At 62.1% G+C, this 24,446-nt stretch carries 21 protein-coding genes and 2 tRNA genes; 10 read left to right on the top strand and 13 right to left on the bottom strand.

Going from position 1 to position 24,446, the window contains the following annotated elements; all coding sequences use genetic code 11:
• Positions 1 to 26 precede the first annotated feature (26 nt).
• The 5 genes from ACLBXN_RS20710 to ACLBXN_RS20690 all read right to left on the bottom strand — a co-directional run bounded on the left by ACLBXN_RS20710 (position 27) and on the right by ACLBXN_RS20690 (position 5,003).
• Positions 27 to 1,109: an alkene reductase gene (locus ACLBXN_RS20710; protein ID WP_447613404.1), complete on the bottom strand. Its 1,083-nt coding sequence runs from the start codon at positions 1,107 to 1,109 to the stop codon at positions 27 to 29.
• Positions 1,110 to 1,118: 9 nt separating this feature from the next.
• A complete protein-coding gene (locus tag ACLBXN_RS20705; RefSeq protein ID WP_353240406.1) occupies positions 1,119 to 1,766 on the bottom strand; it encodes a nuclear transport factor 2 family protein in 648 nt (215 codons plus the stop codon).
• Positions 1,767 to 1,782: 16 nt separating this feature from the next.
• Complete coding sequence (locus tag ACLBXN_RS20700; RefSeq protein ID WP_447613403.1) at positions 1,783 to 2,550, bottom strand: SDR family NAD(P)-dependent oxidoreductase; 768 nt, start codon at positions 2,548 to 2,550, stop codon at positions 1,783 to 1,785.
• A gap of 12 nt (positions 2,551 to 2,562) precedes the next feature.
• A complete protein-coding gene (locus tag ACLBXN_RS20695; RefSeq protein WP_447613402.1) occupies positions 2,563 to 3,294 on the bottom strand; it encodes an SDR family NAD(P)-dependent oxidoreductase in 732 nt (243 codons plus the stop codon).
• 233 nt (positions 3,295 to 3,527) lie between these two features.
• The gene (locus tag ACLBXN_RS20690) at positions 3,528 to 5,003 is read right to left on the bottom strand and encodes a short-chain fatty acyl-CoA regulator family protein (RefSeq protein WP_447613401.1); all 1,476 of its coding nucleotides are present in this window, start codon (positions 5,001 to 5,003) and stop codon (positions 3,528 to 3,530) included.
• A gap of 171 nt (positions 5,004 to 5,174) precedes the next feature.
• Between ACLBXN_RS20690 and prpC the strand changes: the two genes are divergently transcribed.
• The 5 genes from prpC to prpF are packed head-to-tail and all read left to right on the top strand — an operon-like array spanning position 5,175 to position 11,337.
• Complete coding sequence (prpC, locus tag ACLBXN_RS20685) at positions 5,175 to 6,380, top strand: bifunctional 2-methylcitrate synthase/citrate synthase (protein ID WP_447613400.1); 1,206 nt, start codon at positions 5,175 to 5,177, stop codon at positions 6,378 to 6,380.
• 31 nt (positions 6,381 to 6,411) lie between these two features.
• Complete coding sequence (locus ACLBXN_RS20680) at positions 6,412 to 6,846, top strand: GntR family transcriptional regulator (RefSeq protein ID WP_447613399.1); 435 nt, start codon at positions 6,412 to 6,414, stop codon at positions 6,844 to 6,846.
• Positions 6,847 to 6,867: 21 nt separating this feature from the next.
• On the top strand, positions 6,868 to 9,504 hold the full coding sequence (gene acnD / locus ACLBXN_RS20675; RefSeq protein ID WP_447613398.1) for a Fe/S-dependent 2-methylisocitrate dehydratase AcnD: 2,637 nt from the start codon (positions 6,868 to 6,870) through the stop codon (positions 9,502 to 9,504).
• A 9-nt stretch (positions 9,505 to 9,513) separates the two neighbouring features.
• The gene (locus tag ACLBXN_RS20670; protein WP_447613397.1) at positions 9,514 to 10,089 is read left to right on the top strand and encodes a 2'-5' RNA ligase family protein; all 576 of its coding nucleotides are present in this window, start codon (positions 9,514 to 9,516) and stop codon (positions 10,087 to 10,089) included.
• Between the two features lie 54 nt (positions 10,090 to 10,143).
• Entirely contained in the window at positions 10,144 to 11,337 is a 1,194-nt protein-coding gene (gene prpF / locus ACLBXN_RS20665) for a 2-methylaconitate cis-trans isomerase PrpF (protein ID WP_447613396.1), read from the top strand.
• A gap of 51 nt (positions 11,338 to 11,388) precedes the next feature.
• Here the strand turns inward: prpF and ACLBXN_RS20660 are convergent, their stop codons facing one another.
• Both ACLBXN_RS20660 and prpR read right to left on the bottom strand, forming a co-directional pair.
• A complete protein-coding gene (locus tag ACLBXN_RS20660) occupies positions 11,389 to 12,336 on the bottom strand; it encodes a sensor domain-containing diguanylate cyclase (protein WP_034360149.1) in 948 nt (315 codons plus the stop codon).
• Positions 12,337 to 12,529: 193 nt separating this feature from the next.
• Positions 12,530 to 14,539, bottom strand: coding sequence for a propionate catabolism operon regulatory protein PrpR (gene prpR, locus ACLBXN_RS20655; RefSeq protein ID WP_447613395.1), 2,010 nt, complete (start codon positions 14,537 to 14,539; stop codon positions 12,530 to 12,532).
• Positions 14,540 to 14,722: 183 nt separating this feature from the next.
• Here prpR and ACLBXN_RS20650 point away from each other — a divergent pair, with 183 nt between their 5' ends.
• From ACLBXN_RS20650 to ACLBXN_RS20640, 3 genes are all read left to right on the top strand, one after another.
• Positions 14,723 to 15,697, top strand: a complete 975-nt coding sequence (locus ACLBXN_RS20650) for a Bug family tripartite tricarboxylate transporter substrate binding protein (RefSeq protein WP_447613394.1) — start codon at positions 14,723 to 14,725, stop codon at positions 15,695 to 15,697.
• A 75-nt stretch (positions 15,698 to 15,772) separates the two neighbouring features.
• Positions 15,773 to 16,774, top strand: coding sequence for a Bug family tripartite tricarboxylate transporter substrate binding protein (locus ACLBXN_RS20645; protein ID WP_447613393.1), 1,002 nt, complete (start codon positions 15,773 to 15,775; stop codon positions 16,772 to 16,774).
• A 124-nt stretch (positions 16,775 to 16,898) separates the two neighbouring features.
• The gene (locus ACLBXN_RS20640; RefSeq protein WP_087086043.1) at positions 16,899 to 17,759 is read left to right on the top strand and encodes an isocitrate lyase/PEP mutase family protein; all 861 of its coding nucleotides are present in this window, start codon (positions 16,899 to 16,901) and stop codon (positions 17,757 to 17,759) included.
• A gap of 89 nt (positions 17,760 to 17,848) precedes the next feature.
• Here the strand turns inward: ACLBXN_RS20640 and ACLBXN_RS20635 are convergent, their stop codons facing one another.
• The 3 genes from ACLBXN_RS20635 to ACLBXN_RS20625 form a co-directional block, all read right to left on the bottom strand.
• A complete protein-coding gene (locus ACLBXN_RS20635) occupies positions 17,849 to 18,226 on the bottom strand; it encodes a hypothetical protein (protein ID WP_447613392.1) in 378 nt (125 codons plus the stop codon).
• A gap of 89 nt (positions 18,227 to 18,315) precedes the next feature.
• On the bottom strand, positions 18,316 to 18,534 hold the full coding sequence (locus tag ACLBXN_RS20630) for a DUF4287 domain-containing protein (RefSeq protein WP_447613391.1): 219 nt from the start codon (positions 18,532 to 18,534) through the stop codon (positions 18,316 to 18,318).
• A 175-nt stretch (positions 18,535 to 18,709) separates the two neighbouring features.
• Positions 18,710 to 19,276, bottom strand: a complete 567-nt coding sequence (locus ACLBXN_RS20625) for a TetR/AcrR family transcriptional regulator (protein WP_407716240.1) — start codon at positions 19,274 to 19,276, stop codon at positions 18,710 to 18,712.
• Positions 19,277 to 19,426: 150 nt separating this feature from the next.
• Here ACLBXN_RS20625 and ACLBXN_RS20620 point away from each other — a divergent pair, with 150 nt between their 5' ends.
• The gene (locus ACLBXN_RS20620) at positions 19,427 to 20,644 is read left to right on the top strand and encodes an MFS transporter (RefSeq protein WP_447613390.1); all 1,218 of its coding nucleotides are present in this window, start codon (positions 19,427 to 19,429) and stop codon (positions 20,642 to 20,644) included.
• A 44-nt stretch (positions 20,645 to 20,688) separates the two neighbouring features.
• Here ACLBXN_RS20620 and ACLBXN_RS20615 read toward each other — a convergent pair whose 3' ends face one another.
• On the bottom strand, positions 20,689 to 21,612 hold the full coding sequence (locus ACLBXN_RS20615; RefSeq protein ID WP_447613389.1) for a LysR family transcriptional regulator: 924 nt from the start codon (positions 21,610 to 21,612) through the stop codon (positions 20,689 to 20,691).
• Positions 21,613 to 21,740: 128 nt separating this feature from the next.
• Here ACLBXN_RS20615 and metE point away from each other — a divergent pair, with 128 nt between their 5' ends.
• Positions 21,741 to 24,062, top strand: a complete 2,322-nt coding sequence (gene metE, locus ACLBXN_RS20610; protein ID WP_447613388.1) for a 5-methyltetrahydropteroyltriglutamate--homocysteine S-methyltransferase — start codon at positions 21,741 to 21,743, stop codon at positions 24,060 to 24,062.
• Between the two features lie 209 nt (positions 24,063 to 24,271).
• Here metE and ACLBXN_RS20605 read toward each other — a convergent pair.
• Together ACLBXN_RS20605 and ACLBXN_RS20600 are read right to left on the bottom strand one after the other, a co-directional pair.
• Positions 24,272 to 24,345, bottom strand: a tRNA-Cys gene (locus ACLBXN_RS20605).
• Between the two features lie 15 nt (positions 24,346 to 24,360).
• Positions 24,361 to 24,436, bottom strand: a tRNA-Gly gene (locus ACLBXN_RS20600).
• Positions 24,437 to 24,446 lie beyond the last annotated feature (10 nt).

Genomic DNA, 24,446 nt, shown 5'->3' with positions numbered 1-24,446 from the left:
CACGATGAACTCGGTTTCCGGACGGATCAGGCGGTCTGCGCCTCCTGTGCCGGTGCATAGTCGTTGTAGCCCCTGGCGCCGGGGGTATAGAGAGTGTTGCGGTCAAACCTGGACAGAGGCAGGCCCTGGCGCATGCGCTGCACCAGATCCGGGTTGGCAATGAAATGCCGCGCAAAAGACACCGCCAGACCCTCTCCCGCCTGTAGCGCAGCTTCGGCACTTTGCGCATCAAAGCCGTCGTTGAGAATCAGGCTCTCGCCAAAATTCTCTCGCGCCAGCTTGAAGGCATCGATGGATGGATCGAAGACCGCACGCATCACATGCAGATAGGCAATGCCCAGCTTGGCGGCCTGACGCATCAGCTCGGCATGGGTGGCTGCGGAGTTTTCATCCGCCGTGTCATTGAAGGTATTGCCGGGATTCAGGCGCAGCCCCACGCGGTCGATACCGATGGCTTCTCCCATGGCGCCCAGGCATTCCACGGCGAAACGTGAGCGACTGCTGGCGTTGCCGCCATATTCGTCGGTACGCCGGTTGGTGCTGGAGTGCAGGAACTGCAGACTCAGATAACCGCTGGTGCCATGCAGCTCGACGCCGTCAAAGCCGGCATCCATGGCGCGTCTGGCGGCAGCGGCATGCTCGGCAATCGCCTTGCGCACCTCTTCGGTGCTCAATGCCTGGGGCAGGTCGAAATCCTGCATGCCCGCGGCATCGGTCCAGATCTTGCCTTGCGCCTGAATGGCGGACGCCGACACCGAGCGCACGCCTGCGGGCTTGATATGGCGGCTGCCGATGCGACCGGAGTGCATGATCTGCAGCACGATGGATCCGCCACGGGCATGCACCGCATCCGTCACACGGCGCCAGGCGCGCACATGAGCGGCAGTCTCGATGCCGGGCTGGCGGCAGTAAGCCTGACCCGCGACCTCGGGCCAGGCCCCTTCGGCCACGATCAGGCCGGCATCGCCACGTTGGCCGTAGTGCTCGGCCATGATGTCCGTGGGCGTACCATCGGCATCGGCACGGTTGCGCGTCATGGGCGCCATGACAACGCGGTTCTGCAGGGCAATCCGGCCCAGCTGGACAGGCGTGAAAAGCGTTTGACTCATGCCGGCTCCTTAGCGCACACGCATGCGCGGCGCCGGTGTGCCGCGGCGCATGGTTTTGAGGAATTGCTCCAGTGGTGCGGGTGCGGCCACCTGCGGCAGCTCGTCCTTGTCGGGGCGCTGGGCCCAGAACTCCTTCCAGCTCGGGAACAGCTCGTGGAAAGCGCCATGGTAGGGCTCCCGGCCGGGCCAACGCATCTTCATGTCGCCAATCGGCGGCTTGTTCAGATCCGTGGCATACCAGTAACAGGGCAGACGGCGGCGGAAGTACCACTGACCGTCGATGCGCTCGTAGTCGTCCCAGTACAGCATCTGCATGATGACCCACTCGGCACCGCACTCATGCTCGTTCTTCGAATAGACCACGCCGGTGGCGTGATCGCGGTCCACGAACTCGATGATGTGCTGGCCCAGGTGGTGGGAGGTCCCCGTGAACTGGTCACGCAGCGTGCTGTCCTGCCAGGCCATGAAATGCGCGCGTCCCACTTTTTCCTTGCCCACCTTGATATCGGGAGCAAACAGGTTCACATGGGCGTCCATGTCACGCATGTCCAGCGACAGGGAGTACTTGCCGGCCAGCTGACGAATCGCATCCAGCGACTCCAGCCTGTCGATACGCTCTTCGAGCGTTTGTGGCCACTGATTCACGGGTTCACTCATCTCTTCAGACTCTTTCTTACAGTGCGGTCACCAGCACGGCGGAACGACCGCCATCCACGGGCAGGGCGGCACCTGTCACATAGCTGGCTTCGTCGCTGGCCAGGAACAGCACGGCATTGGCCAGCTCACCGGACTGGCCCACGCGCCCCATGGGAATGAGTTTCTCGGTGGTCTTGCGCGAAGCTTCGTCGGCCAGCATGCCGGCCGTGGCGGGGGTTTCCACCACGGCGGGGATCACCACGTTCACACGGATGCCCGCCGCCGCTCCTTCGGCAGCCGCCGCACGCGAGAAGTTGATGATGGCGGCCTTGGCCGCCGAGTAACCCGACATATAGGGCGTGCCCAGCGTGCCGCAGATGGAGCTGATATTGACGATGGAGCCGCCCTTGCCGCCCATCAGCTTCAGCGCCGTGCGGGTGCCCCAGAAAGTGCCGTCCACCGACGTGGTGAAATTGGCATGCCAGTCCGCCGTGGTCATGCCGTCGATGCCGCCCCAGGTATAGGCCATGGCGTTGTTGACGAGGATGTCCAGGCTGCCATGCTTTTTGGCCGTCTGCTCCAGCGCTCCGACAAACTGGGCTTCGTTGCCCACGTCAGCCACGATGGCCTCGGCACTGCCGCCGCCAGCCTTGATCCTGGTCACGACTTCATCAAGAGGCTCCTTGCGGCGACCGCAGATCACCACGGTCGCTCCCTCCTGTGCGAAACGCTCGGCCGTTGCCGCACCGATACCGGAGCCGCCACCCGACACAAATGCAATCTTGCCTTGCAGACGCTTGTTCATGTTTTTCTCTCCTTACAGGAAGGCACTGCCGCCGTTGACGGCCAGGTTCTGCCCCGTCACAAAGCCGCTGTCGTCGCTGGCCAGGAACACGGCCACCTTGGCGATGTCTTCGGGCTCAGCCATGCGACCCATGGGCACGCCGGCGATGATGGCATCGGCCCATTCCTGGGGAATGCCCTGCATCATGGGCGTGTTGGTGGGACCAGGAACCAGGGTGTTCACGCGGATCTTCTTGGATGCCAGTTCCTTGGCCATGCCACGGGTCAAGCCCATCAGGGCCGCTTTGGAAGCGCAGTAATGGGCAGGGCCGTCACCGCTGACTGCCGAGGTGCTGGAGATGTTGACGATGGCTCCGCCCTTGCCTTGCTGCATCTGCCTGACCGCCGCACGAGCGCAGTAGAACGCGCCGTTCAGGTTCACGCCGATCACGCGCTCCCAGGTCGCGTCGGGAATATCGGCAAACTGGTCCACCGATCCCACACCAGCGTTGTTCACCAGCACGTCGACGGCGCCCAGCTTCTCGCGGACCTCGACAAACAGCGTGTCGACCGCTGCGCTGTCGGCCACGTTGACGGAACGGGCCAGATGCTTGCCGTCCTTGCCTTCCAGGGTCTGCCTGGCGGCTTCTTCGTTCAGGTCCACGGCCACCACGGTGGCGCCTTCATCGGCAAAGCGCTGAGCGATCGCGCGCCCCATGCCCTGGCCAGCTCCCGTGACCACGGCCACTTTTCCCGCTAAACGCATTTTTGTCTCCTGGTTGATGTGCAATCAAAACGTGGAGACAGCGTATGAAGAAATCAGCCTCGGCCCATCGTCCAACAAGACTAAGTAAATTGGCGCGCATCGCTGTTGCATCAATGGCTTCAGACGCCATACAGGACGCGTTTCAGTGAATTTTCATGACTTTCAGTCAGCGGTTTGCAGCCACCCAGCCTCAGCGGCCTTGGCCAGGGCTTCGCATCGCAAGGCAGCAAACACTAGCCACCATAGGGAACAAAGCCGCTCTCGTTTTCGTTGACCTGGAGCGGTGTGGCCACATAGGGAAAGGCGCGTTGCGGGCAAGCTCCGCGCTCACAGACCTTGCAGCCCATGCCGATGGGAGTCGCAGCAGCGGTATTGCGCAAATCCATGCCTTGGGAATACACCAGCCGTGCAGCATGCTGCAGGTCACAGCCCAGACCGATGGAAAAAGTCTTGCCCGGCGCGCCCCAGCCCGGGCCGGCATGGCTGATGGTGCGGGCAATCCATAGGTAGATCCGCCCGTCCGGCATGCTGGCGAGCTGGGGGACAATGCGGCCCGGCTGGGTAAACGCCTCATACACCCCCCACAACGGGCAGGTGCCACCAGTCTTGGAGAAGTGGAAGTGCGTGGCCGACTGGCGCTTGCTGATATTGCCTGCCCGGTCCACGCGAATGAAGAAAAACGGAACCCCCGGTGCATCAGCGCGCTGCAAGGTGGAGAGACGGTGGCATACGGTCTCGAAGCCCACGCCGAAGCGGCTGGCCAGCAGGTCGATGTCGTAGCGCAGACTTTCGGCCGCGCGCAGGAATTCGCCATAAGGCAGCACGAATGCACCAGCCACATAGTTGGCCAGACCCACGCGCGCCAGCCGCCGCGTGGCCTCATCCTGCCAGGGCGCGCCTTGCAGCTCGGCGGCAATCAGTGCATCAAACTCCAGCAGCGCCAGCTGTGTGGCCAGCTGAAATGCCTGCTGCATGGGACTGAGCTGCGCTGCCACATACAGGGTGCGAGTGGAGGCATCGTATCGCCTATGGCTGCCGGCCGTCTCTGCGCTTGCGGCATGGGAACGCAGGACCAGCACCCCATGTCGCGCCTGCAGACGATATTGCAGCCAATCCTGCAGATGACCGCCTTGCTCCGAGGCCTGTCGAGCCAGTGATTCGGCAGCTCTGTCGAGCCCATCGAAGTAATTGCGGCGGGCAAAAAAGAAGTCACGCACGGCCTCGAACGGCATCTGGCGCGAGGGCTGCGTCAGCAGGCCTGCCATTGCCGCCTTGCCATTGACCGCCCCGCCTCCATCCTGCCCGACACGGCCGTCGCCCAGATGGGCGCTCAAGGCCTCCAGCCGCTGGGCATCGGCCAGGTGGCGCTGGTGCATGGCCAGCAGTGTCTGCGCCAGTTGCGGCAGCCTGGCCGCTACCTCGCGCAACTCGGGCAGCGGCACCGCAGCTTCGGGCAACGGCATGGCTGCCACTGCATCGCGCAGCTGTGCCAGCAGGCGAGCCTCCTCATCCTCCGAGAACTGCTGGATATCGACGCCCAGAATCTTGTGAATCCGGAGCAGCACGGACACCGTGAGCGGGCGCTGATCCTGCTCGATCTGGTTCAGATAACTCGGTGACAGCTCCAGCGCCTGTGCCAGCGCCACCTGCGTGAGCCCACGCTCGGCACGCAGGCTGCGCAGGCGTACGCCCATGAAGGTCTTGGCCATTGGCTTGCTCCTTGTTTGTGGATCTTAGAAATTCGCAACATTCGCAAATGCATGCATTCAGTTTCGCAAGCATTCACCAATTCAGTTCTATACGCAGAGAAAGCAAATGCGTAGATTGCGAAGTATCGCAGACCAAACCACCTCAGAGTCCGCACCTTCAAGGAGACACCCATGAGCACCGCAGCCACGGCATCTGCCACCACGACCGGAGCCAGCCAGCAGATTCCGGCAAGCACCACCGCCGGTTTCAAAGCCAAAAAATCAGTCGCCCTCTCCGGCGTCACGGCAGGCAATACCGCGCTCTGCACCGTGGGCAGGACCGGCAACGATTTGCACTACCGGGGCTACGACATTCTGGACATTGCCGAGGTCTGTGAATTCGAAGAGATCGCCCATCTGCTGGTACATGGCAAGCTGCCCACGCAGGCCGAACTCAAGGCCTATAAAGCCAAGCTCAAGGCCTTGCGCGGACTGCCTGGCAGCGTGAAGGCTGCGCTGGAGCAACTGCCAGCCGCCAGCCACCCCATGGACGTGATGCGCACTGGCGTCTCTGCCCTGGGCTGCGCACTGCCGGAGAGAGACGACCACAACCTTCCTGGCGCACGCGATATTGCCGACCGCCTTATGGCCAGCCTGGGCTCCATGCTGCTGTACTGGTATCACTTCAGCAACTCGGGCCGCCGTATCGAGGTCGAAACCAGTGACGACTCCATCGGCGGGCACTTTCTGCATCTTTTGCATGGCGCCAAGCCATCCGAGAGTTGGGTACGTGCCATGCATACCTCGCTCAATCTGTATGCCGAGCATGAATTCAACGCCTCGACCTTCACGGCCCGCGTGGTGGCTGGCACGGGCAGCGATATGTATTCGGCGATCACCGGGGCGATTGGTGCACTGCGTGGTCCCAAGCATGGCGGAGCCAACGAAGTGGCATTCGAGATCCAGAAGCGCTATGACAACCCGGCCGAAGCCGAGGCCGACATTCGCCGCCGCGTGAATGCCAGGGAGGTCGTGATCGGCTTTGGCCACCCGGTCTATACCGTGAGCGACCCCCGCAATGTTGTGATCAAGGGCGTGGCCAGGAAGCTGTCGGACGAAGCCGGCAGCACCAAGATGTACGACATTGCCGCGCGTCTGGAATCGGTGATGTGGGAAGCCAAGAACATGTTTCCCAACCTCGACTGGTTCAGCGCCGTCAGCTACCACATGATGGGCGTGCCCACTGCCATGTTCACGCCGCTGTTCGTGATTGCGCGCACCAGCGGCTGGGCAGCGCACATCATCGAGCAGCGCCAGGACAACAAGATCATTCGCCCCAGCGCCAACTACACAGGCCCGGATGATCTGAAGTTCGTTCCTATCGACGAACGCCGGTAAATCTCTTCCGAGCGCCATGACCGCCAAGCCCATGCAATCCCATTCACTGTGCATCGCCATCGCCGACAAACTGCGCGATCGCATTCTGGGCCACCGCTTGCCGCCCGGCTCGGACATCAACGATGGTGCGCTGGCGCGGGAGTTTGGCGTGAGCCGCACCCCTGTGCGCGAAGCCATGAAGCTGCTATGCCACGAAGGCCTGCTGACGGCCCAGCCAAGGCGGGGCATGACGGTCACTCAGCTCACGCCGGCTCAGGTGGCCGAGGCTCAGCAGCTGTGCTCCTTGCTTGCACACCAGCTTGCGCAGTTGCAATGCCAGCAGCCCCGGGGCGGCACAGAGCTGACCGAGCGCCTGTATGCCATCGCACAAGCGAGGCTGCAACTGGCCTTGGGTCCCGCACCGCGCACTCCTCTGACGTTTTCCGCCCCACTGACCGAGCACCAGCGCACAGCTCTGGCACTCTGAAAACCGCGAACAGACAAGACAATGAACACGCCCCAATCCCAGCGTTACCGCAAGCCCCTGCCAGGCAGCCAGCTTCACTACTTCGATGCGCAAGCCGCTGTGGAAGCCCTGCGCCCCGGCAGCTGGATCACACTGCCCTACACCAGCCGCGTCCATGCCGAAAACCTGGTGCGCCGTTGCAGCCCGGCCATTCTGGACGAATGCCTTGTGCAGATCATTGAGCGCAAGCGCGAGCGCGACTTTCCCTGGTTTCCGGCCCGCGTGGTCTGTCATGACATCCTCGGCCAGACGGCTCTCGTGGATCTGGCCGGCCTGCGTGATGCGATTGCCGGGCAAGGTGGCGATCCGGCCGCTGTCAATCCCGTGGTGCCCGTGCAGCTGATCGTGGACCACTCGCTGGCCGTGGAGTGCGGTGGCGACGATCCTCAGGCCTTTGAGAAAAACCGCGCCATCGAAGACCGGCGCAATGAGGACCGCTTTCATTTCATCGAGTGGTGCAAACAGGCCTTCAAGAATGTGGAGGTGATTCCGCCGGGCAACGGAATCATGCACCAGATCAACCTGGAGCGTATGAGCCCTGTGATCCATGCGATCGATGGTGAAGCATATCCGGATACTCTGGTGGGCACGGACAGTCACACGCCGCATGTCGATGCACTGGGCGTGATCGCCGTGGGCGTGGGCGGGCTGGAGGCCGAGAGCGTGATGCTGGGGCGCGCATCGTGGATGCGCCTGCCCGAAATTGTTGGCGTGCAGCTGAGCGGCAAGCGTCAGAGAGGCATTACCGCCACCGATATCGTGCTGGCCCTGACCCAATTCCTGCGTCAGCAAAAAGTGGTGGGCAGCTATCTGGAGTTCCATGGTGAAGGCGCACGCGGCCTCTCCATCGGCGACCGCGCCACCATCTCGAACATGGCACCCGAATATGGTGCCACGGCGGCCATGTTTGCAATCGACGAACAGACGATCGACTACCTGCGCATGACGGGGCGCGAACCCGAGCAGGTGCAACTGGTAGAGAACTACGCCAAACAGGCAGGTCTGTGGGCAGACAGTCTGGAGAATGCCGAGTACGAACGTACGCTGAGCTTTGATCTGTCCGGCGTGGTGCGCAATATGGCCGGCCCTTCCAATCCACACGCCCGCCTGGCCACCAGCGAGCTTGCGGCAAGAGGTATTGCCGGTGGGTGGACGCAAACCGAGGGCCGGATGCCGGACGGGGCAGTAATCATTGCAGCCATTACCAGCTGCACCAATACCAGCAACCCGCGCAATGTGATCGCAGCCGGCCTGCTGGCACGCAATGCGCGCAATCTGGGCCTGGAGCGCAAGCCCTGGGTCAAGACCTCGCTGGCCCCAGGCTCCAGGACCGTGCCACTGTATCTGCAGCAAGCTGGTCTGCTGCATGACCTGGAGGCGCTGGGCTTTGGCGTGGTGGCCTTTGCCTGCACCACCTGCAACGGCATGAGTGGAGCACTTGATCCCGCCATTCAGCAGGAAATCGTGGACCGCGACCTCCACACCACAGCCGTGCTCTCCGGCAATCGCAACTTCGATGGCCGCATCCACCCCCATGCCAGGCAAGCCTTCCTGGCTTCGCCGCCGCTGGTCGTGGCCTATGCGATTGCGGGCACCATCCGCTTCGATATCGAGAACGATGTGCTCGGCCTCTTCCAGGGCAGCGAAATCCGCTTGAAGGACATCTGGCCCAGTGACGAGGAAATCGATGCCGTGGCCAAGGCCTCCGTCCACCCCGAGCAGTTCCGCGCGGTCTATGAGCCCATGTTTGCCATCCGCGCAGACCAGGGTGAAAAGGTCGAGGCACTGTATGACTGGCGCCCACAGAGCACCTATATCCGCCGCCCGCCCTACTGGGAGGGTGCGCTGGCCGCCAAGCGCACGCTGCGCGGCATGCGCCCACTGGCCATATTGCCCGACAACATCACTACCGATCACCTCTCGCCGTCCAATGCCATTCTGATGGACTCCGCCGCAGGAGAGTATCTGCACAAAATGGGTCTGCCCGAGGAGGACTTCAACTCCTATGCCACGCATCGCGGCGACCACCTGACCGCACAGCGCGCCACCTTTGCCAACCCCAAGCTCTTCAACGAAATGGTCGTGGACGACCAGGGCAAGGTACGCCAGGGATCTCTCGCTCGGGTCGAGCCCGAGGGCCGGACGCTGCGCATGTGGGAAGCCATAGAGACCTATATGGAGCGCAAGCAACCGCTGGTCATCATCGCCGGAGCCGACTACGGCCAGGGATCAAGCCGCGACTGGGCCGCCAAGGGCGTGCGCCTGGCCGGTGTGGAGGCCATCGTGGCCGAGGGCTTCGAGCGCATTCACCGCACCAATCTTATCGGCATGGGGGTGTTGCCGCTGGAGTTCCTGCCCGGCACGAGCCGCCACACACTGGGGCTGAATGGCACTGAGAGCTTTGATGTCATCGGCCAGCGTAGCCCCCAGGCCACGCTTACACTTCATATCCACCGAACGACAGGTGCCCGCACCGAAGTGCCGGTACTGTGCCGCCTCGATACCGCTGAAGAGGTCTCGATTTACGAGGCCGGTGGCGTGCTGCAGCGCTTTGCCCAGGACTTCCTGGCGGACAGCGCGGCGGCCGATTCCACATCGACGGCTGAACTTGTGAGCTAAGGAGCAGCTATGAGCCAGGCACGCATACTGATTGTCACCCAGCCCAAAAGCCCGGTACGTCGTCGCCTGCGTGCCCGGATCAGCGCTTTGGGCCTGGATGAGGAACTGGGCGAGCGCCTGTTCTCTCCAGATAACTGGCACCAAACCTGGTGTGGCCCGTTTGACTCCGGGCAAGAGGCACTGCTCGCCTTGCTGGCCGCAGGCAATGCCGTGCAAGAGGCGCAGCTGAAGGCCTTCGAGCTCAACTTCAACCGCGTTCGCGGTGAGGTGGGCAAGCGCATTCATTGGTCTTTGCGCACCCGCGGACGTCCAGAGCCTTTCAACCAGCTGCTGACAACGCTACAGACCGGGTTGGAATCCCACGGCTTCAAGGATGGCGGCCATGGACCGCACATCACCATCAGCTACAGAGCTCTGCATGCCCTGCCCACTCGGCGTATCGATCCCGTCGACTGGCTGATCGATGAGATCCAGCTGGTCGAGCGAACCGGCACAGGCAAGCAGTTACGCTACCAGGTACTGCATCGCTGGCCATTGGCTTCCGGCTCTCCGCCTCGTCCTCGACAGCTACGCCTGTTTCACTGATTCAAGACTCAAGCCCTGGCTTGAGTCTTGAATACCTTGTTTGTTTGCCATTCCATGTCCCTCACTTCGCAAATCCGCATTCCCGCCACCTATATGCGCGGAGGCACCAGCAAAGGTGTGTTCTTCAAGCTTCAGGATCTACCCGAAGCGGCCCGGCAGCCCGGCCCTGTTCGCGACGCCATCTTTCTGCGCACCCTGGGCAGCCCCGACCCCTATGGCAAACAGATTGACGGCATGGGCAATGCCTCATCCTCCACCAGCAAGGGGGTGATCCTCAGCCGGAGCGCAAGCGCCGATCACGATGTGGACTATCTGTTTGGACAGGTGTCCATCGATCAGCCTTTTGTGGACTGGAGCGGCAACTGCGGCAACCTGAGCGCTGCCGTCGGCCCCTGCGCCATTCACATGGGCATGATTCCGGCAGAGCGCATTCCGCTCAACGGCGTGGCCACCATTCGCATCTGGCAAGCCAATATCGGCAAGACCATCGTCAACCATGTGCAGATCCGCGACGGTCAGGTGCAGGAGACCGGGGACTTCGAACTTGACGGTGTGACCTTTGCCGCCGCCGAAGTGGCCCTGGAATTCCTGGATCCCGCCGATGAAGGTGAGGACGGAGCCGCCATGTTTCCCACCGGCAATGTCTGCGACGAGCTGGACGTGCCCGGCGTCGGCCGCTTTTGCGCGACCCTCATCAATGCCGGCATTCCGACCATCTTTCTCGATGCCAGAGAGCTGGGCTATACCGGCTGCGAACTGCAGGATGCCATCAACAGCGATGGCCCCGCCCTGGCCAGGTTCGAAGCCATCCGCGCCCATGGCGCACTCAGAATGGGTCTGATCAAGCATCTGGACGAAGCCGCCACGCGCCAGCACACGCCCAAGATAGGCTTTGTGGCCCCTGCGCAAAGCTACACCGCCTCAAGCGGCAAAGCGATTGCTGCCGAGGACATCGATCTCGTGGTGCGGGCGCTTTCCATGGGCAAGCTGCATCACGCCATGATGGGCACAGCCGCCGTCGCCATCGGCACGGCTGCCGCCATTCCGGGCACGCTGGTCAATCTGGCGGCGGGCGGCGGCGAGCGCCAATCCGTACGCTTCGGCCATCCCAGCGGCACCCTGCGTGTGGGGGCCGAAGCCAGGAGCGAGCATGGTCAATGGCAGGTCACCAAGGCCTTGATGAGCCGCAGTGCCCGCATTCTGATGGAAGGCTGGGTACGGGTGCCGGGCGAAGTGCTGCAGGCCTGAGACCGGGTATTGCCCTGCCGGGCGCCTGCCGCACGCAGGCCTGGGCAGGGTTCAAGCGCTCAAGATGACGCTTTCAATCCGGTGGCGGCCTTTGTTCTTGGCCGCATAGAGCTGCCGGTCCACGGCTTCTATAAAGCCGGCAGGTCGATCATGCTCTGCCGGCAGCACCGTGCCCGCACCAATGCTCATGGTGACCCGCCTGCCGTGGGGCGACAGCGCATGCACGATGGACTGCTTCTGGATCAGGCGCTGGCAGCGCTCGGCCACTTTTTGCGCGGTTTCGGCATCGGCTTCGGGCAGCAGCACCACAAACTCCTCGCCACCGTAACGCGCCACCAGGTCACGCTGTCCGTCCAGCGCCAGACTCAAGGTCTGCGCAATATCCACCAGACATTTGTCGCCCTGGATATGGCCGTACAAATCGTTGTATTGCTTGAAAAAGTCAACATCGAACAGCAGCATGGACAGAGGCTTGCCATCACTGCGCGTGCGCTCCCACTCCTGCTCGAAGCTGGTATCGAAGCAGCGCCGGTTGGCGATGCTGGTCAGACCATCCTTGAAGGAAAGCACCTCCAGTTCCTTCTGCAGGCTCAGCAGCCTTTCCTCGGTCTTTTTGCGTTCGCTGATGTCGAACATGAAGCCGATCAGCGCTTCGGCCTCGCCTTGCGCATTGCGCACCACATGGACCACATCGCGAATCCAGACATAGCCGTTGTCCTTGGTCAGCGCGCGATAGTCAGCCTCATGATCCACGCCGGCCTGGGACTGGCTCACGCAGAAGTTCACCACATATTCGCGATCCTCGGGGTGCATGCGCATGGCCCAGTCTTCGACACTGACCCAGCTTTCACGACTCCAGCCAAGCAGGCTCTCGATCTGAGGGCCGATATAGGCGAACTTCATGGTCGCCCAGTCGATCTTCCAGGGAATGGCCTTGGTGGACTCCAGCAAGGTTCTATAGACCGCACTCTCGTTCTCAAGCTCGCTCACGTCGGACATAACCCGTCTCTCCCGATCCCAATCGATAAAACTCCGGCCTGCCTTGTGGTCGGTCCCGGCCTTGCCTCGCCCGCAGTCTTCCAGAGCTTGAAAGCCCGAGGCTGGCAGGAGATTGTTGCGCCAGATGCCGGATTTCAGGCCATGCATCCCAGCCATTGGCCGAAATAATACGTATGGCAGCGCAGGACCTCCGCTAAGCCTTCATGCGCCGCCACAGAGTGGCCCGGCTGATGCCGAGAATCTCGCAGGCCCGGCGCTGATCACCCCCGACCGACTCCAGCACCTCGAGCAATCGCTTCTGTTCGGCAAGGCGGCCCGCATCTCTGAGCTGTGCCTGCCAGGCCGCTGCAGGCTCGGCCAGAGCCAGGCCGTCGGCACACTCCGGGAAGACTTCAAGCAAGCGCGCCATATCCAGAAGGCCGCCCCGGTCTGAGCCCAGATAGTCGCTGCAGGCCAGAAGGCGTTCCACCCAGTTGTCCAGTTCACGGACATTGCCGGGCCAGTCATGCGCCGCAGCCCTGGCCAGCAGTGCATCAAGCTGCTGCTCCACCCTGTCATGCAGTGCGCGGGGCAACCCGCTTGCAGCGCTCAGGCGCTGAGCCAGCATGGCGCGGCCCAGTTGCGCAATATCGGCGGCGCCACGCGTTTGCAACGAAGGCGTGCTCAGGCGCAGCACCGCCAGCCGGTAATAGAGATCGCGCCGGAACCGGCCACGCTCCACCTGATCGGCCAGATCCGCATGGGTGGCGGCAATCACGCGCACATCCACGGGAATCGGCGTGGTGGAGCCCACGCGCAACACCTCGCGCTCCTGCAGCACACGCAACAAGCGTGATTGCAGCGCCAGCGGCATGTCGCCGATTTCATCGAGAAACAGGGTCCCGGTATGTGCAGCCTCTATCAAGCCGATCTTGCCGCCGCGCCTGGCCCCGGTAAAAGCGCCTTCCTCGTAACCGAAAAGCTCGCTCTCCAGCAGGCTTTCGCTGAGCGCCGCGCAGTTGACCGCCAGAAATGGCTGTTCCGCACGCCGTCCCGCGCTGTGAATGCCCTGCGCCACCAGCTCCTTGCCGGTCCCGCTTTCGCCCAAGATCAGCACCGTCGCATCGCTGTTCGCGTACTGTCTGGCCAGCAGTCGCACGCGCTGGGCAGCGGGGCTGCTGCCCAGATAGTCCTCAATGCGCCAGCGCACACCGGCAGCTTTTTGCCGCTGACTGGCACGCAGGCTGCGATCGGCCCGCTGAATGACGGCAGGATCGCGGCAGACCAACAAAGCGCCAGTCACCAGCCCGTTCTCCACAATTGGCGCTCGTCGCACCACCAGGGTACGCAAGGCCAGTTGCACCACCTCTTCTCCACCCTCCTCGCCCGCCAGTGCCCGGGCCGTGCCCAGGGCCGGCGCCACCTCCTCCAGCATTCGGCCGTGCAAGGCCTCGACCGGGGCCCCGAGCAAGGCGGCCATGCGTGGGTTCAGCGCGCAAATGCGGCCACGCTCGTCCACGGCCGCCACACCGTCCTGCAGCTGATGCAGCACGGTTTCCAGGCGTTGATGCCGGTCACGCTCGGCGCGGCGATGCCGGGCCAGCAGCATGGCATCGCTGAGCGCCTGGCGCACCGAAATATCGGAATACAGCAACACGCTGGCCATGCCCGCCTGCTCTGCCAGATCGGCCACCAGGCCCGGCGCCACCACGGCGCCAACGCCCGACGCCCTGAGTTTCTGCACGCAGGCCTGCGCGTCATGCGGCCCCTGATAGGCGATCTGGACCAGACCCAGGCCGAACAGGCTGTCGAACTGTGCCACCACCGGCGACGGCACCTCGAAGTTGACCAGACCCACGCGCGGAGCTTCTTCAGTGGTCTGCAACTTGGCCTGGCGCAGCGCCTGCAGCAAATCCAGGCCACGCACTTCGACCATGGCCATTGGAATGTCCACGCGTTCTCGAATCCAGGCACCACTGGCTCCCGCCCCCACCAGGGCATCGATGGGCTGGCGTAGATTGAGCGCCTGCACCTGGGCCACCGCATCGTCGAAAGAAGCCGAGATATGCGAGAACCTGGCCTCGCCCGACCAGAGTTGTGCCAGCCGCTCCAGCACCCGCCCCACACGGTAACGACCTACGGTGACGATGTGAGGCAAATGCGGCTGGCCAGCCGTCGGCATACGTTTGACGCCATAGTTCGATATCGCATCTGTTTCATTCATGAAAACGATTATTTCATTATCGAAACAGAAGCTATGTACAACCGCAGGTGGACACTCCACAAAACTACAGAAATTTCAATGATTTCAAATACTTGTCATACAAAGGGTTTACCCTAGATCTGCCTGGCACAGTGCTTGCGATAACAGCCCATACCAATAGGGATTTGGATCCAGGAGATATCCATGTTTTTGAACCGTCGCAATCTTGTTGTCCAGGCCTTGACTCTTTCCGTGCTGGGCGCAGCTGGCCTGGCCCAGGCCGCCGACTGGCCCACGCGCCCGATTCGCCTCGTGGTGCCGTTTTCCGCAGGCGGCGCCAATGACTTGATGGCCCGTTCGGCGGCCGAAGGCGCTTCCAAGATCCTCGGCCAACCCGTGGTGATCGACAACCGCCCCGGCGCAGGTGGCACCGTGGGTGCCGATATCGTGGCCAAGGCCCAGCCCGATGGCTACACGCTGCTGGTCAGCGCGGCAGGCGTCATCTCCAACAGCATGATCAAGAAGACCATGCCTTTCAAGGATGATGCTCTGCAGCCCGTGGTGATGATCGGCCTGGCACCTTCGGTGATCGTGGTGCCCAAGAACGCGCCCTATAACAATCTGCGCGACTTCGTCGAAGCCTCGAAGAAGGGCGCAGGCTTCAACTTTGCCACCGCCGGCACGGGCAGCACGCCGCACTTCGTGGCCGAGATGCTGAATGTGAAATACGGTGCAAAGCTGCAGCCCGTGCCCTACAAGAGCGGTTCGGAGAGCACCACGGCCGTGCTGGGCGGCCAGGTCGAAGGCACGTCCGAAGCCAGCATCATCGCACTGCCGCACATCATTCACGAGGGCAAGTTCAAGCCTCTGGCCACGACCTGGACCCAGCGCATCTCTGCCTACCCCCAGCTCTCCACTGCTGTGGAGCAAGGCTTTGCCGATCTGCAGATCGCGCACTGGGCCGGCATTCATGCCCCCAAGGGCACGCCACCCGCCATTCTGGACAAGCTGGCAGCCGCCGTGGACAAGGCCATGAAGGAGCCTGCCACCGCAGAGAAGCTCAAGGGACTGGGCATCGAGCCGGTCGGCGGCACACGTGCGGAATTCGTGAAGTTTGCCGATGCAGAGCGCAAGCGCCTGGGCGAGATCGTCAAGGCAGCTCAAATGCAGGAAAAGTGAGATTCACAAAAAACATAGCATCCAGCGTATGACCAATATACGCTGAAGCCTGAAAATAGTACTGAGAGCTGATTCATGATTTCCCGTAGAAACGCCTTGCTGCGCGCCACGGTCTGCGCTGCAGCCACCACCGCCTTGCTGGGTGGCTCCTCTGCCGCTCTGGCCCAGGGCTCTGAAGCCTGGCCTACCCGCACCGTCAAGCTCATCGTGCCCTATGCGGCAGGCGGCTATGCCGATACCCGCGCACGCCTGATTGCCGACTCGCTGGGCAAGGTGCTGGGCCAGCCCGTGATCATCGACAACCGTGGTGGTGCCGGTGGCGTGACGGGCACGGATGCCATCGCCAAGGCCAACGACGGCCACACCTTCGGCTTCGGCTCACCAGGCCCCCTGGTTACCAACCCCATGCTGATGAAGAAGATGCCTTATGACGCCAAGACGGCGTTCAAGCCCATCATCCTCATCGAGCAGGCTCCCCTGTTTCTGACCACCGCTCCCAACCAGCCCTTCAAGAGCGTCCAGCAACTGCTGGCCCATGCCAAGGCCAAGCCCGGCGATCTGACCTATGGCTCCTCGGGCGTGGGCGGGGCCCATCATCTGTCGGGCGAGTTGCTCGCCTACCAGACCCAGACCCAGCTGACCCATGTGCCCTACAAGGGCGGCTCGCTGGCAGCCACCGACCTCATGGGCGGCCATCTGGCCATGATGTTCGAGATGGGCTACTCGGCCCTGCCTTCCATCAAGGCCAAAAAGATCAATGCCCTGGCCGTCTCCAGCAAGACCCGCCTGGCCGTGCTGCCCGAAGTGCCCACGCTGGACGAAGCCGGGGTCAAGGGCTTTGAGTCGTACAACTGGCTGGGCATGATTGCGCCGGCCGGCACGCCCGATACCGTGGTGGCCAAGCTCAACCAGGCCGTCAACGAAGCGCTCAAGCACGACAAGTCTCTGCGCCAGATGATCGAAAGCAGCGGCGGCCAGATCATGGGCGGCACACCTCAGGCCTATGGCAAATATCTTGAAGCCGAACGCGCCAAGTGGGGACCGGTGATCAAGAACGCGAATATTTCGCTGGACTAATCCTCTAGGGAGCTGCGAGGCAGCTCTGCCTGGCAGCGCCCGCCAGAAGTGCATGCAGCATCAAGCCTGATAGCTGAATACGCCCATCAGATAAGCCTCAAAGCCCTTACCAACAAGAAATCTCATGAACCCGAAACAACAACTCAAGGCCCTGGCCGATGCCCGCCGAGGCGTCATTGTTCCCGGAGCCTTCAACGCCATGTCGGCGCGGCTGATCGCCGATCTGGGCTTTGAAGCCATCTATGTGACCGGTGCCGGCGTGACCAATATGTGGTTCGGCATGCCCGACCAGGGTTTTATGGGCCTCAGCGATATCGCCGACCATACGGCCCGCATTCGCGACGCCGTGGAAGTGCCGCTGCTGGTCGATGCCGACACCGGCTTTGGCAACGCCGTCAATACCTACCATGCTGTGCGCACGCTGGAGCGTGCCGGTGCCGACTGCATTCAGCTCGAGGACCAGGTCAGCCCCAAACGCTGCGGCCACTTCAATGGCAAGGCCGTGATCGAAACCAGCGAAATGCTGGGCAAGATCAAAGCCGCCGTCGATGCGCGCCGCGATAGCGGCACGCTCATCATGGCCCGTACCGATGCCGCCGCCGTCCACGGCTTCGAAGCGGCCATCGAGCGCGCCCAGCAATTCCAGGAAGCCGGCGCCGACATCCTGTTTGTCGAGGCCGTCACCCAGGCCGAAGAAGTGCGCGCCCTGCCGCTGCGTCTGCAAGCCCCACAGCTCATGAATATGGTCATCGGCGGCAAGACCCCCATCTTCAACGCCGACGAACTGGGCGAGCTGGGCTATGGCTTTGTGCTCTATGCCAATGCAGCACTGCAAGGGGCCGTGGCCGGCATGCAAAAGTGCCTGACTCTGCTGCGCGACGACCACAAGGTTGATGAGGACCCTGCCATCGTCGCTCCTTTCCTTGAACGCCAGCGGCTGGTGAACAAGGACTTCTGGGATGGGCTGGAGCAGAAGTACCAGTAACTCCAAGGCACGCCCCGAGGAGCAGACAGCGTGCAACGTCTAGGCGTCAAGCGTTGCACGCTGTTTTTTCATCCGCATGAAGGCTGAGCCTATGGAGCAGGTCTTGGCCCGGACTTCAGCTCACGGCGATAGGCGCGCAGCATCTGCCGTGGGTAGCGGCTGCCATCCGCGAACAGGCTTTCTTCGTACCTCTGGCGGAGATGCCGCATATCCAGATCCGATTTGGCAATCCAGCCCCGACCCGCCTTGAAGTGTGTGACCGCAGCTTTGTGCCAGGCGCAGAAGATCGCCCAGACCATCAGCTGATGCGCCTCGCTCCACGCTTTTGCATGGGCTTCTGCCATCTCCCAGTGTTCGGACAGCTGGGGAAACAGACCTCCGTCGCCGGCCATGAGGCGTCCGTCAGAAATCCCTATTTGCGATGGCCAGAGCCGCAACGCTTCACGGAGCACTTTCTTGAATTTCATGGGATCGCTGGGGGTGTGGGGCTCGCGAAAGATGGGCAGTACCAGGCCGCACATCACTTCTGACGCCCGCGACTCGGCAAGATGCACTCTCACTGGGCGCCAGATTGCGCCCGATGGTATGCGACCAGCGCGTTCGCATGTCCATGGCCGATGCCATGCTCGAGCTTGAGATACGCGACCTGCTCCATATGTTTCTTGTCGTGCAGGCCTTCGAGAATCTTGATCCAGTGCGTGACCGGCTGGCCGTAGGTTTTCTCGATGGACGGAAAGTAGGAGGCCGGGCCTTTGATCTTTGGTTCACTTGTCATGTGCAGCTCCAAGGGTTGGTTAAGAGTCATGCGCAAAGCATCACCGAAGCCTGACCACTTTTCCATCAGGATTGCGCCGCATGCAACAGATGCAGCAACGCCGCCACTGCGTCTTCCCGAACCCGTCTTCGGCGGTCAGCCTGCAGACATCGAAGATACCCGCTTGAGCACCAACTCAGGCCGCCTTCCAGCCCTGCAACATCAGATCCAGTGCCTGCAAGGCCTCGCTCAGGCGCTCGGGCGGGGCGCCCTCCTCGGCAATCCAGAAAGCCGCTTCGATCAGGCAGCCGTTGAGCAACCTTGCCAGCGCCGCTGCACTGGCATTCACGATGATGCCCTCGTCGATAAGCTGCTGCAAAAAGCCCGCGATAAAAGCAATGCATTGCTGATGCTGCTGCCCCTGATCGGTACCGGTGAGCACAGAGCGCGCATCCTGCAGCACGATGCGACGAATCTCAGCCTCCTGCGCCATGGCGAGATAGGCGCGGCAATAGGCCAGAAAGCCTTCCCATGGATCGGCATGGCCTCGCAGCACAAGTTCCAGCCGCTGGTCCATTTCTTCATCCATCTGCGCCACCACGGCAGCCAGCAGACCGGGCTTGCCACCAAAGTGGTGATAGAGCGCGCCGCGCGTCAAACCGGCCTGCGCGGTCAGCTCGTCCATGGCTGCCTGGGCATAGCCATGCTCGGCGAAAGCGCTGCGCGCCGCGCTGATCAGCTTGGCCCGCGTGGCTTCGATCATGCTGGCACGACTCTGGCGGACTTGGGTCACTGCGAACTCCCGGCAACATTCACATACAAAGCGTATGCCAATCATACGCGCTACATCCCAAGCTCCTAGAATGTCACTCGCATACACAATGTATGCAAATGAATCTATGCAAGGGTTTCCATGTTGAATGCTTACCGCAAGCTGTTTACGGCGCCGGGCAGCACGGGCTTTGTGCTGGCCGGGCTGCTGGCGCGACTGCCGCTGTCCATGACGGGGATTGGCCTGATCACCATGCTGTCGCAGCAGCGCGGCGCCTATACGCTGGCAGGCATGGTGTCGGCCTGTTTCGCGCTCTCGATTGCCGTTCTGGCACCGCGCATCTCGGCGCTGGTTGACCGTTACGGCCAGTTCAGGGTGCTGCCGTTTGCGGCCGCCAGCAGTGCGCTGTCCATGCTGGCTCTGCTTGCCTGTGCCCACTGGCAGGGACCGGACTGGCTGCTGCTGGTACTGGCCGCTGCCGTCGGCAGCCTGCCCAGCATGCCGGCGATGGTTCGCGCCCGCTGGACGGCAATCTACAGCGGCACGCCTCAGCTGCAGACAGCGTTTGCACTGGAGGGCGTGCTCGATGATCTGGCCTTTATCGTCGGCCCGCCGCTGTCGGTGGGCCTCAGCATGCTGCTGTTCCCCGAGGCCGGCCCGCTGGCTGCGGCGCTGTTCCTCATCATCGGCGTGGGCCTGTTTGTGGTGCAGCGCCGCACCGAACCACCTGTCAGCCCACATACCGAATCGGAAAAAGACAGGTCCTCGTCGATGCTGCGCCAGCCAGTGGTACGCACGCTGGCACTGTTCATGCTGGCGCAAGGCATCATCGTGGGCGTGATCGATGTGGCCAGCGTGGCCTTTGCCACGGCACAGGGCCAGCCTGGCATGGCCAGTGTGGTGCTGTCCTTCTATGCGCTGGGCTCCTGCGCCATGGGCTTGCTGTTTGGCACGCTACGCCTGCAGATGCCACTCAGCCGCCAGATCGTCTGGGTCGGGGCATCGGTCGCAATCTCCGCCCTGCCCCTGCTGCTGGCCAGCAATCTGACCGCACTGACGCTGGCCGTGCTGCTGGCAGGCATTACCTTTGGCCCGACGATTACCGTGGCCATGAGCCTGGTGGAGCAGCAGGTACACGCCAACCGCCTGACCGAGGGCATGACCTGGCTGCTGACTGGCCTCGCCAGCGGCGTGGCCCTGGGTGCAGCCGCTGCCGGCTGGCTGATCGACCACTGGGGCGCACAGCAATCGTTTGTGCTGACACTGCTGGCGGGCGGCGCCATGTGGCTGTGGGGCGTGCAGGCCGGACGGCAAGCCGATCGGGCATCGGCACCGGGCATGACGGCTATCAACATGTAAATCAGCCGCTATCGCTTATCCAGCAATCGATTGCAGCTATCTTTTCAAGAGTCTTTCTGAGAGGGTGCCTCAGCAGGCAGAGCCAGGCCAGGTGCTCGTGCCAGCGCAATAAAGGCCTGTAGATAGTCCGTATGCAACTCTGCCTCGCGCGCACCGAGGTAGATTTGCTTGGCGATCCCCTTGCTGCCCAGCTTCACGGGTACGACAGCCATCTTTTCGGCATATTCCAGAGCCAGCCAGCGCGGCAGGGCCGCGACACCCCGGCCGCTGGCGACCATCTGCATCATGATGTCGGTGGTCTCTATGGTTTTATGGCGCCTGGGGGCAATGCCTTTGGGCAGCAAAAACTGGGTATAGATATCAAGCCGGTCTACGGCCACGGGATAGGTAATCAGCACCTCGCGAGACAGATCACCGGGCTTGACATGGCCGGCCTGGGCCAGGGCGTGATCCGCAGCCACCACCAGCACCTGCTCATAGTCAAAGACGGGCTCAAAGTGCAGACCCGGCTTGAACAGCGGATCGGGCGTGACCAGCATGTCGATCTCATAGCCGAACAGCGCACCGATGCCACCAAACTGGAACTTCTGCTTCACGTCCACATCCACATCGGGCCAAGCGGCCAGATAGGGGGAGACGATTTTCAGCAGCCACTGGTAGCAAGGATGGCATTCCATGCCGATGCGCAAGCTGCCGCGCTCTCCCTGGGCAAATTGCTGCAAACGCGACTCGGCCAGATCCAGCTGAGGCAGCACGCGATTAGCCACCGCCAGCAGGTATTGACCCGCCTGCGTCAAGCGCAGGCTGCGCCCTTCACGCAGCCAGACATCGGTGCCAAGCTGGGCTTCCAGCTTTCTCATGCTGTGGCTCAGGGCGGACTGTGTGACGCACAACACATCGGCTGCCGCAGTCAAAGAGCCTTGTTTTTCAACCTCTTGCACGATGGCGAGATGGATACGCTCAATCATCTGTGAACACAATTCATGGATACATGAGAAACAACCATTTTACTTCATGCATCGATTCAAAGAACATCCAGTCCGCTGACCCGAGCCACTCTGGCCATGGGCCAAAGATCAAAAGACTGGATTTCTGCATGACGACTATTCACAACCTGGGCTTTCCTCGCATCGGCGCAAAGCGCGAACTGAAGTTCGCGCTGGAGTCCTATTGGAGAGGCGAGACCTCGCGCGATGCACTCAAGGCGCTGGGCGCCGAGCTGCGCCAACGCCACTGGGCTGCCCAGCAAGAGCTGGACTGGGTACCTGTGGGCGACTTCGCTTTCTACGATCAGGTACTGGACATGAGCTTTACGCTGGGCAATCTGCCCGAACGGGTGCAAGGCTTCGAAGGCGATGCGCTGGACAACTACTTTCGCGTGGCCCGCGGCCGTTCGGCAATCACGACCGAATCCCGCAGTACCGGCCACATCCACTGCTGCGCTGGCGTCGCCGCGGGCGAGATGACCAAGTGGTTTGACACCAACTACCACTACATCGTGCCCGAGTTCAGCTCGGCCACCGAATTCAAGCTCGATGCATCGCGCCTGCTGGAACAGCTGGCCGAAGCCAGGGCACAAGGCATACAGGCCAAACCGGTTCTCATCGGCCCCGTCACCTATCTGGCGCTGGGCAAGGCCAAGGACGGTGTCGGCAAGCTGGAGCTGCTGCAACGCCTGCTGCCAGTCTATGCCCAGCTGCTGGATGTGCTGGCGGCCCAGGGCGTGGAATGGGTGCAGATGGATGAACCCATCCTGGTCACCGAACTCGATGCCGACTGGCAACATGCGTTCAACACTGCCTACCACCACCTCAAGAGCTGCAGGGTCAAGCTGCTGCTGGCGACCTATTTCGGCCAGTTGGCCGAGAACAAGTATCTGGCAGCAAACCTGCCCGTGGCCGGCCTGCACATCGATGCCGTCAATGGCCAGGATGATGTGCAGCAACTGCTGGGTCTGCTGCCTGCACACAAGGTGTTGTCCCTGGGGGTGATCAGCGGCCGCAATATCTGGAAAACCGATCTGAATGCCGTGCTCGACTGGGTGGAGCCGCTGGCCGAGCGCCTAGGTGAGCGCCTCTGGATTGCGCCATCCTGCTCCTTGTTGCATGTGCCCGTGGATCTGAACAGCGAACAAAGGCTCGATGCCGAGATCAAGTCCTGGCTGGCTTACGCGCAGCAAAAACTGGATGAGCTGCGCGTGCTGGGCAAGGCTTTGCGCTATGGCCGAGATTGCGTAAAGGCCGAACTGGCAGACAACGCTGCCGCTTTGGCTGCACGCCGCACATCGCCCCGCGTCCACAACCCTGCCGTGCAAGCTGCGGTCAAGCAGATAAACGCCGGGCTGGGCCAGCGCCGCAGCAGCTACGAAGCACGCGCCCCCAAGCAAGCCCGCCTGCTCAAGCTGCCGGCCTTCCCGACCACCACCATCGGCTCTTTCCCCCAGACGACAGAGATCCGCCAGGCACGCAGCGAATTCAAGGCCGGTCGCCTGGATTTCGCCCGCTACCAAAGCACCATGCGCGCCGAGATCGAACGCTGCGTGCAAGAGCAGGAGGCTCTGGGGCTGGACGTGCTCGTGCATGGCGAGGCCGAGCGCAACGACATGGTCGAATATTTCGGCGAACAGCTCGACGGTTATGCCTTCAGCCAGTTCGGCTGGGTCCAGTCCTATGGCTCACGCTGCGTCAAGCCGCCCATTCTGTTCGGCGATATCAGCCGTCCCAAGGCGATGACGACAGAATGGATCCAGTACGCCCAGTCCTTGACCCGCAAACCCATGAAAGGAATGCTGACAGGCCCGGTCACCATACTGAACTGGTCATTCGTGCGGGATGACCAGCCCCGCTCCAAATCCTGCTACCAGCTGGCTCTGGCGATTCGCGCAGAAGTGCTGGACCTGGAAAGAGCTGGCGTGCGCGTGATCCAGATCGACGAGGCCGCATTGCGCGAGGGCCTGCCATTGCGCAAATCACAATGGCAGGAATATCTGCACTGGGCCGTGGAAGCGTTCCGCATCAGCGCCAATGGCGTTGCCGATGAAACCCAGATTCACACCCATATGTGCTATTCGGAATTCAACGACATCATGGCGTCGATTGCGGCCATGGATGCCGACGTGATCACCATAGAGACTTCGCGCTCGGACATGGAATTGCTGGAGGCCTTCGAACACTTTGACTACCCCAATGAGATCGGCCCGGGGGTCTATGACATCCACTCTCCGAATATCCCCACCAAGGCAGACATCGTGCAGCTCATGCAGAAAGCAGCAGAACGCATTCCCGCCGAACGCCTCTGGGTCAACCCCGACTGCGGCCTCAAGACACGTCAGTGGGCCGAAGTGATTCCGGCGCTGCAGCATATGGTGGAAGCCGCCAAGACATTGCGTCAGAGCGTGAAGCTGGCCGAGCCCGCCTGAACGCAGGCATCGCTCCCATCTTCTCCGACTCGCCCAGGGCATTGCCCTGGGCTTTTTCATAACCAAAGACATGGCCTGCAGCAGGCCTGAGTTGCATAGGGCGATGCAAATGCGGTGCCCGGCTTCAGGATTTGCGGCGTATTCAGATACCGGGCACACAAAGCAAAAAGCCCCGCAAACTTTCATCTGCAGGGCTTATGCCACAAGTTTGGAGGCGCGAACCAGAGTCGAACTGGTCTAACCGGATTTGCAATCCGGGGCATAACCGCTTTGCTATCGCGCCGCTATCACAAAAACCTGGAGCGGGAAAACGGGTTCGAACCGTCGACCTATACCTTGGCAAGGTATCGCTCTACCAACTGAGCTATTCCCGCATTCAAAAAG

Source organism: Comamonas sp. C24C (genome assembly GCF_053345995.1).
Note: the sequence above shows the minus strand (reverse complement) of the source record. Positions and strands in the feature narration are given on the sequence as shown.

What these genes read in the sequence shown, in the direction of transcription:
- ACLBXN_RS20710 (WP_447613404.1), bottom strand. Translation starts at nt 1,109, where the DNA reads ATGAGTCAAACGCTTTTCACGCCTGTCCAGCTGGGCCGGATTGCCCTG.
- ACLBXN_RS20705 (WP_353240406.1), bottom strand. Translation starts at nt 1,766, where the DNA reads ATGAGTGAACCCGTGAATCAGTGGCCACAAACGCTCGAAGAGCGTATC.
- ACLBXN_RS20700 (WP_447613403.1), bottom strand. Translation starts at nt 2,550, where the DNA reads ATGAACAAGCGTCTGCAAGGCAAGATTGCATTTGTGTCGGGTGGCGGC.
- ACLBXN_RS20695 (WP_447613402.1), bottom strand. Translation starts at nt 3,294, where the DNA reads ATGCGTTTAGCGGGAAAAGTGGCCGTGGTCACGGGAGCTGGCCAGGGC.
- ACLBXN_RS20690 (WP_447613401.1), bottom strand. Translation starts at nt 5,003, where the DNA reads ATGGCCAAGACCTTCATGGGCGTACGCCTGCGCAGCCTGCGTGCCGAG.
- prpC (WP_447613400.1), top strand. Translation starts at nt 5,175, where the DNA reads ATGAGCACCGCAGCCACGGCATCTGCCACCACGACCGGAGCCAGCCAG.
- ACLBXN_RS20680 (WP_447613399.1), top strand. Translation starts at nt 6,412, where the DNA reads ATGCAATCCCATTCACTGTGCATCGCCATCGCCGACAAACTGCGCGAT.
- acnD (WP_447613398.1), top strand. Translation starts at nt 6,868, where the DNA reads ATGAACACGCCCCAATCCCAGCGTTACCGCAAGCCCCTGCCAGGCAGC.
- ACLBXN_RS20670 (WP_447613397.1), top strand. Translation starts at nt 9,514, where the DNA reads ATGAGCCAGGCACGCATACTGATTGTCACCCAGCCCAAAAGCCCGGTA.
- prpF (WP_447613396.1), top strand. Translation starts at nt 10,144, where the DNA reads ATGTCCCTCACTTCGCAAATCCGCATTCCCGCCACCTATATGCGCGGA.
- ACLBXN_RS20660 (WP_034360149.1), bottom strand. Translation starts at nt 12,336, where the DNA reads ATGTCCGACGTGAGCGAGCTTGAGAACGAGAGTGCGGTCTATAGAACC.
- prpR (WP_447613395.1), bottom strand. Translation starts at nt 14,539, where the DNA reads ATGAATGAAACAGATGCGATATCGAACTATGGCGTCAAACGTATGCCG.
- ACLBXN_RS20650 (WP_447613394.1), top strand. Translation starts at nt 14,723, where the DNA reads ATGTTTTTGAACCGTCGCAATCTTGTTGTCCAGGCCTTGACTCTTTCC.
- ACLBXN_RS20645 (WP_447613393.1), top strand. Translation starts at nt 15,773, where the DNA reads ATGATTTCCCGTAGAAACGCCTTGCTGCGCGCCACGGTCTGCGCTGCA.
- ACLBXN_RS20640 (WP_087086043.1), top strand. Translation starts at nt 16,899, where the DNA reads ATGAACCCGAAACAACAACTCAAGGCCCTGGCCGATGCCCGCCGAGGC.
- ACLBXN_RS20635 (WP_447613392.1), bottom strand. Translation starts at nt 18,226, where the DNA reads ATGAAATTCAAGAAAGTGCTCCGTGAAGCGTTGCGGCTCTGGCCATCG.
- ACLBXN_RS20630 (WP_447613391.1), bottom strand. Translation starts at nt 18,534, where the DNA reads ATGACAAGTGAACCAAAGATCAAAGGCCCGGCCTCCTACTTTCCGTCC.
- ACLBXN_RS20625 (WP_407716240.1), bottom strand. Translation starts at nt 19,276, where the DNA reads ATGATCGAAGCCACGCGGGCCAAGCTGATCAGCGCGGCGCGCAGCGCT.
- ACLBXN_RS20620 (WP_447613390.1), top strand. Translation starts at nt 19,427, where the DNA reads ATGTTGAATGCTTACCGCAAGCTGTTTACGGCGCCGGGCAGCACGGGC.
- ACLBXN_RS20615 (WP_447613389.1), bottom strand. Translation starts at nt 21,612, where the DNA reads ATGATTGAGCGTATCCATCTCGCCATCGTGCAAGAGGTTGAAAAACAA.
- metE (WP_447613388.1), top strand. Translation starts at nt 21,741, where the DNA reads ATGACGACTATTCACAACCTGGGCTTTCCTCGCATCGGCGCAAAGCGC.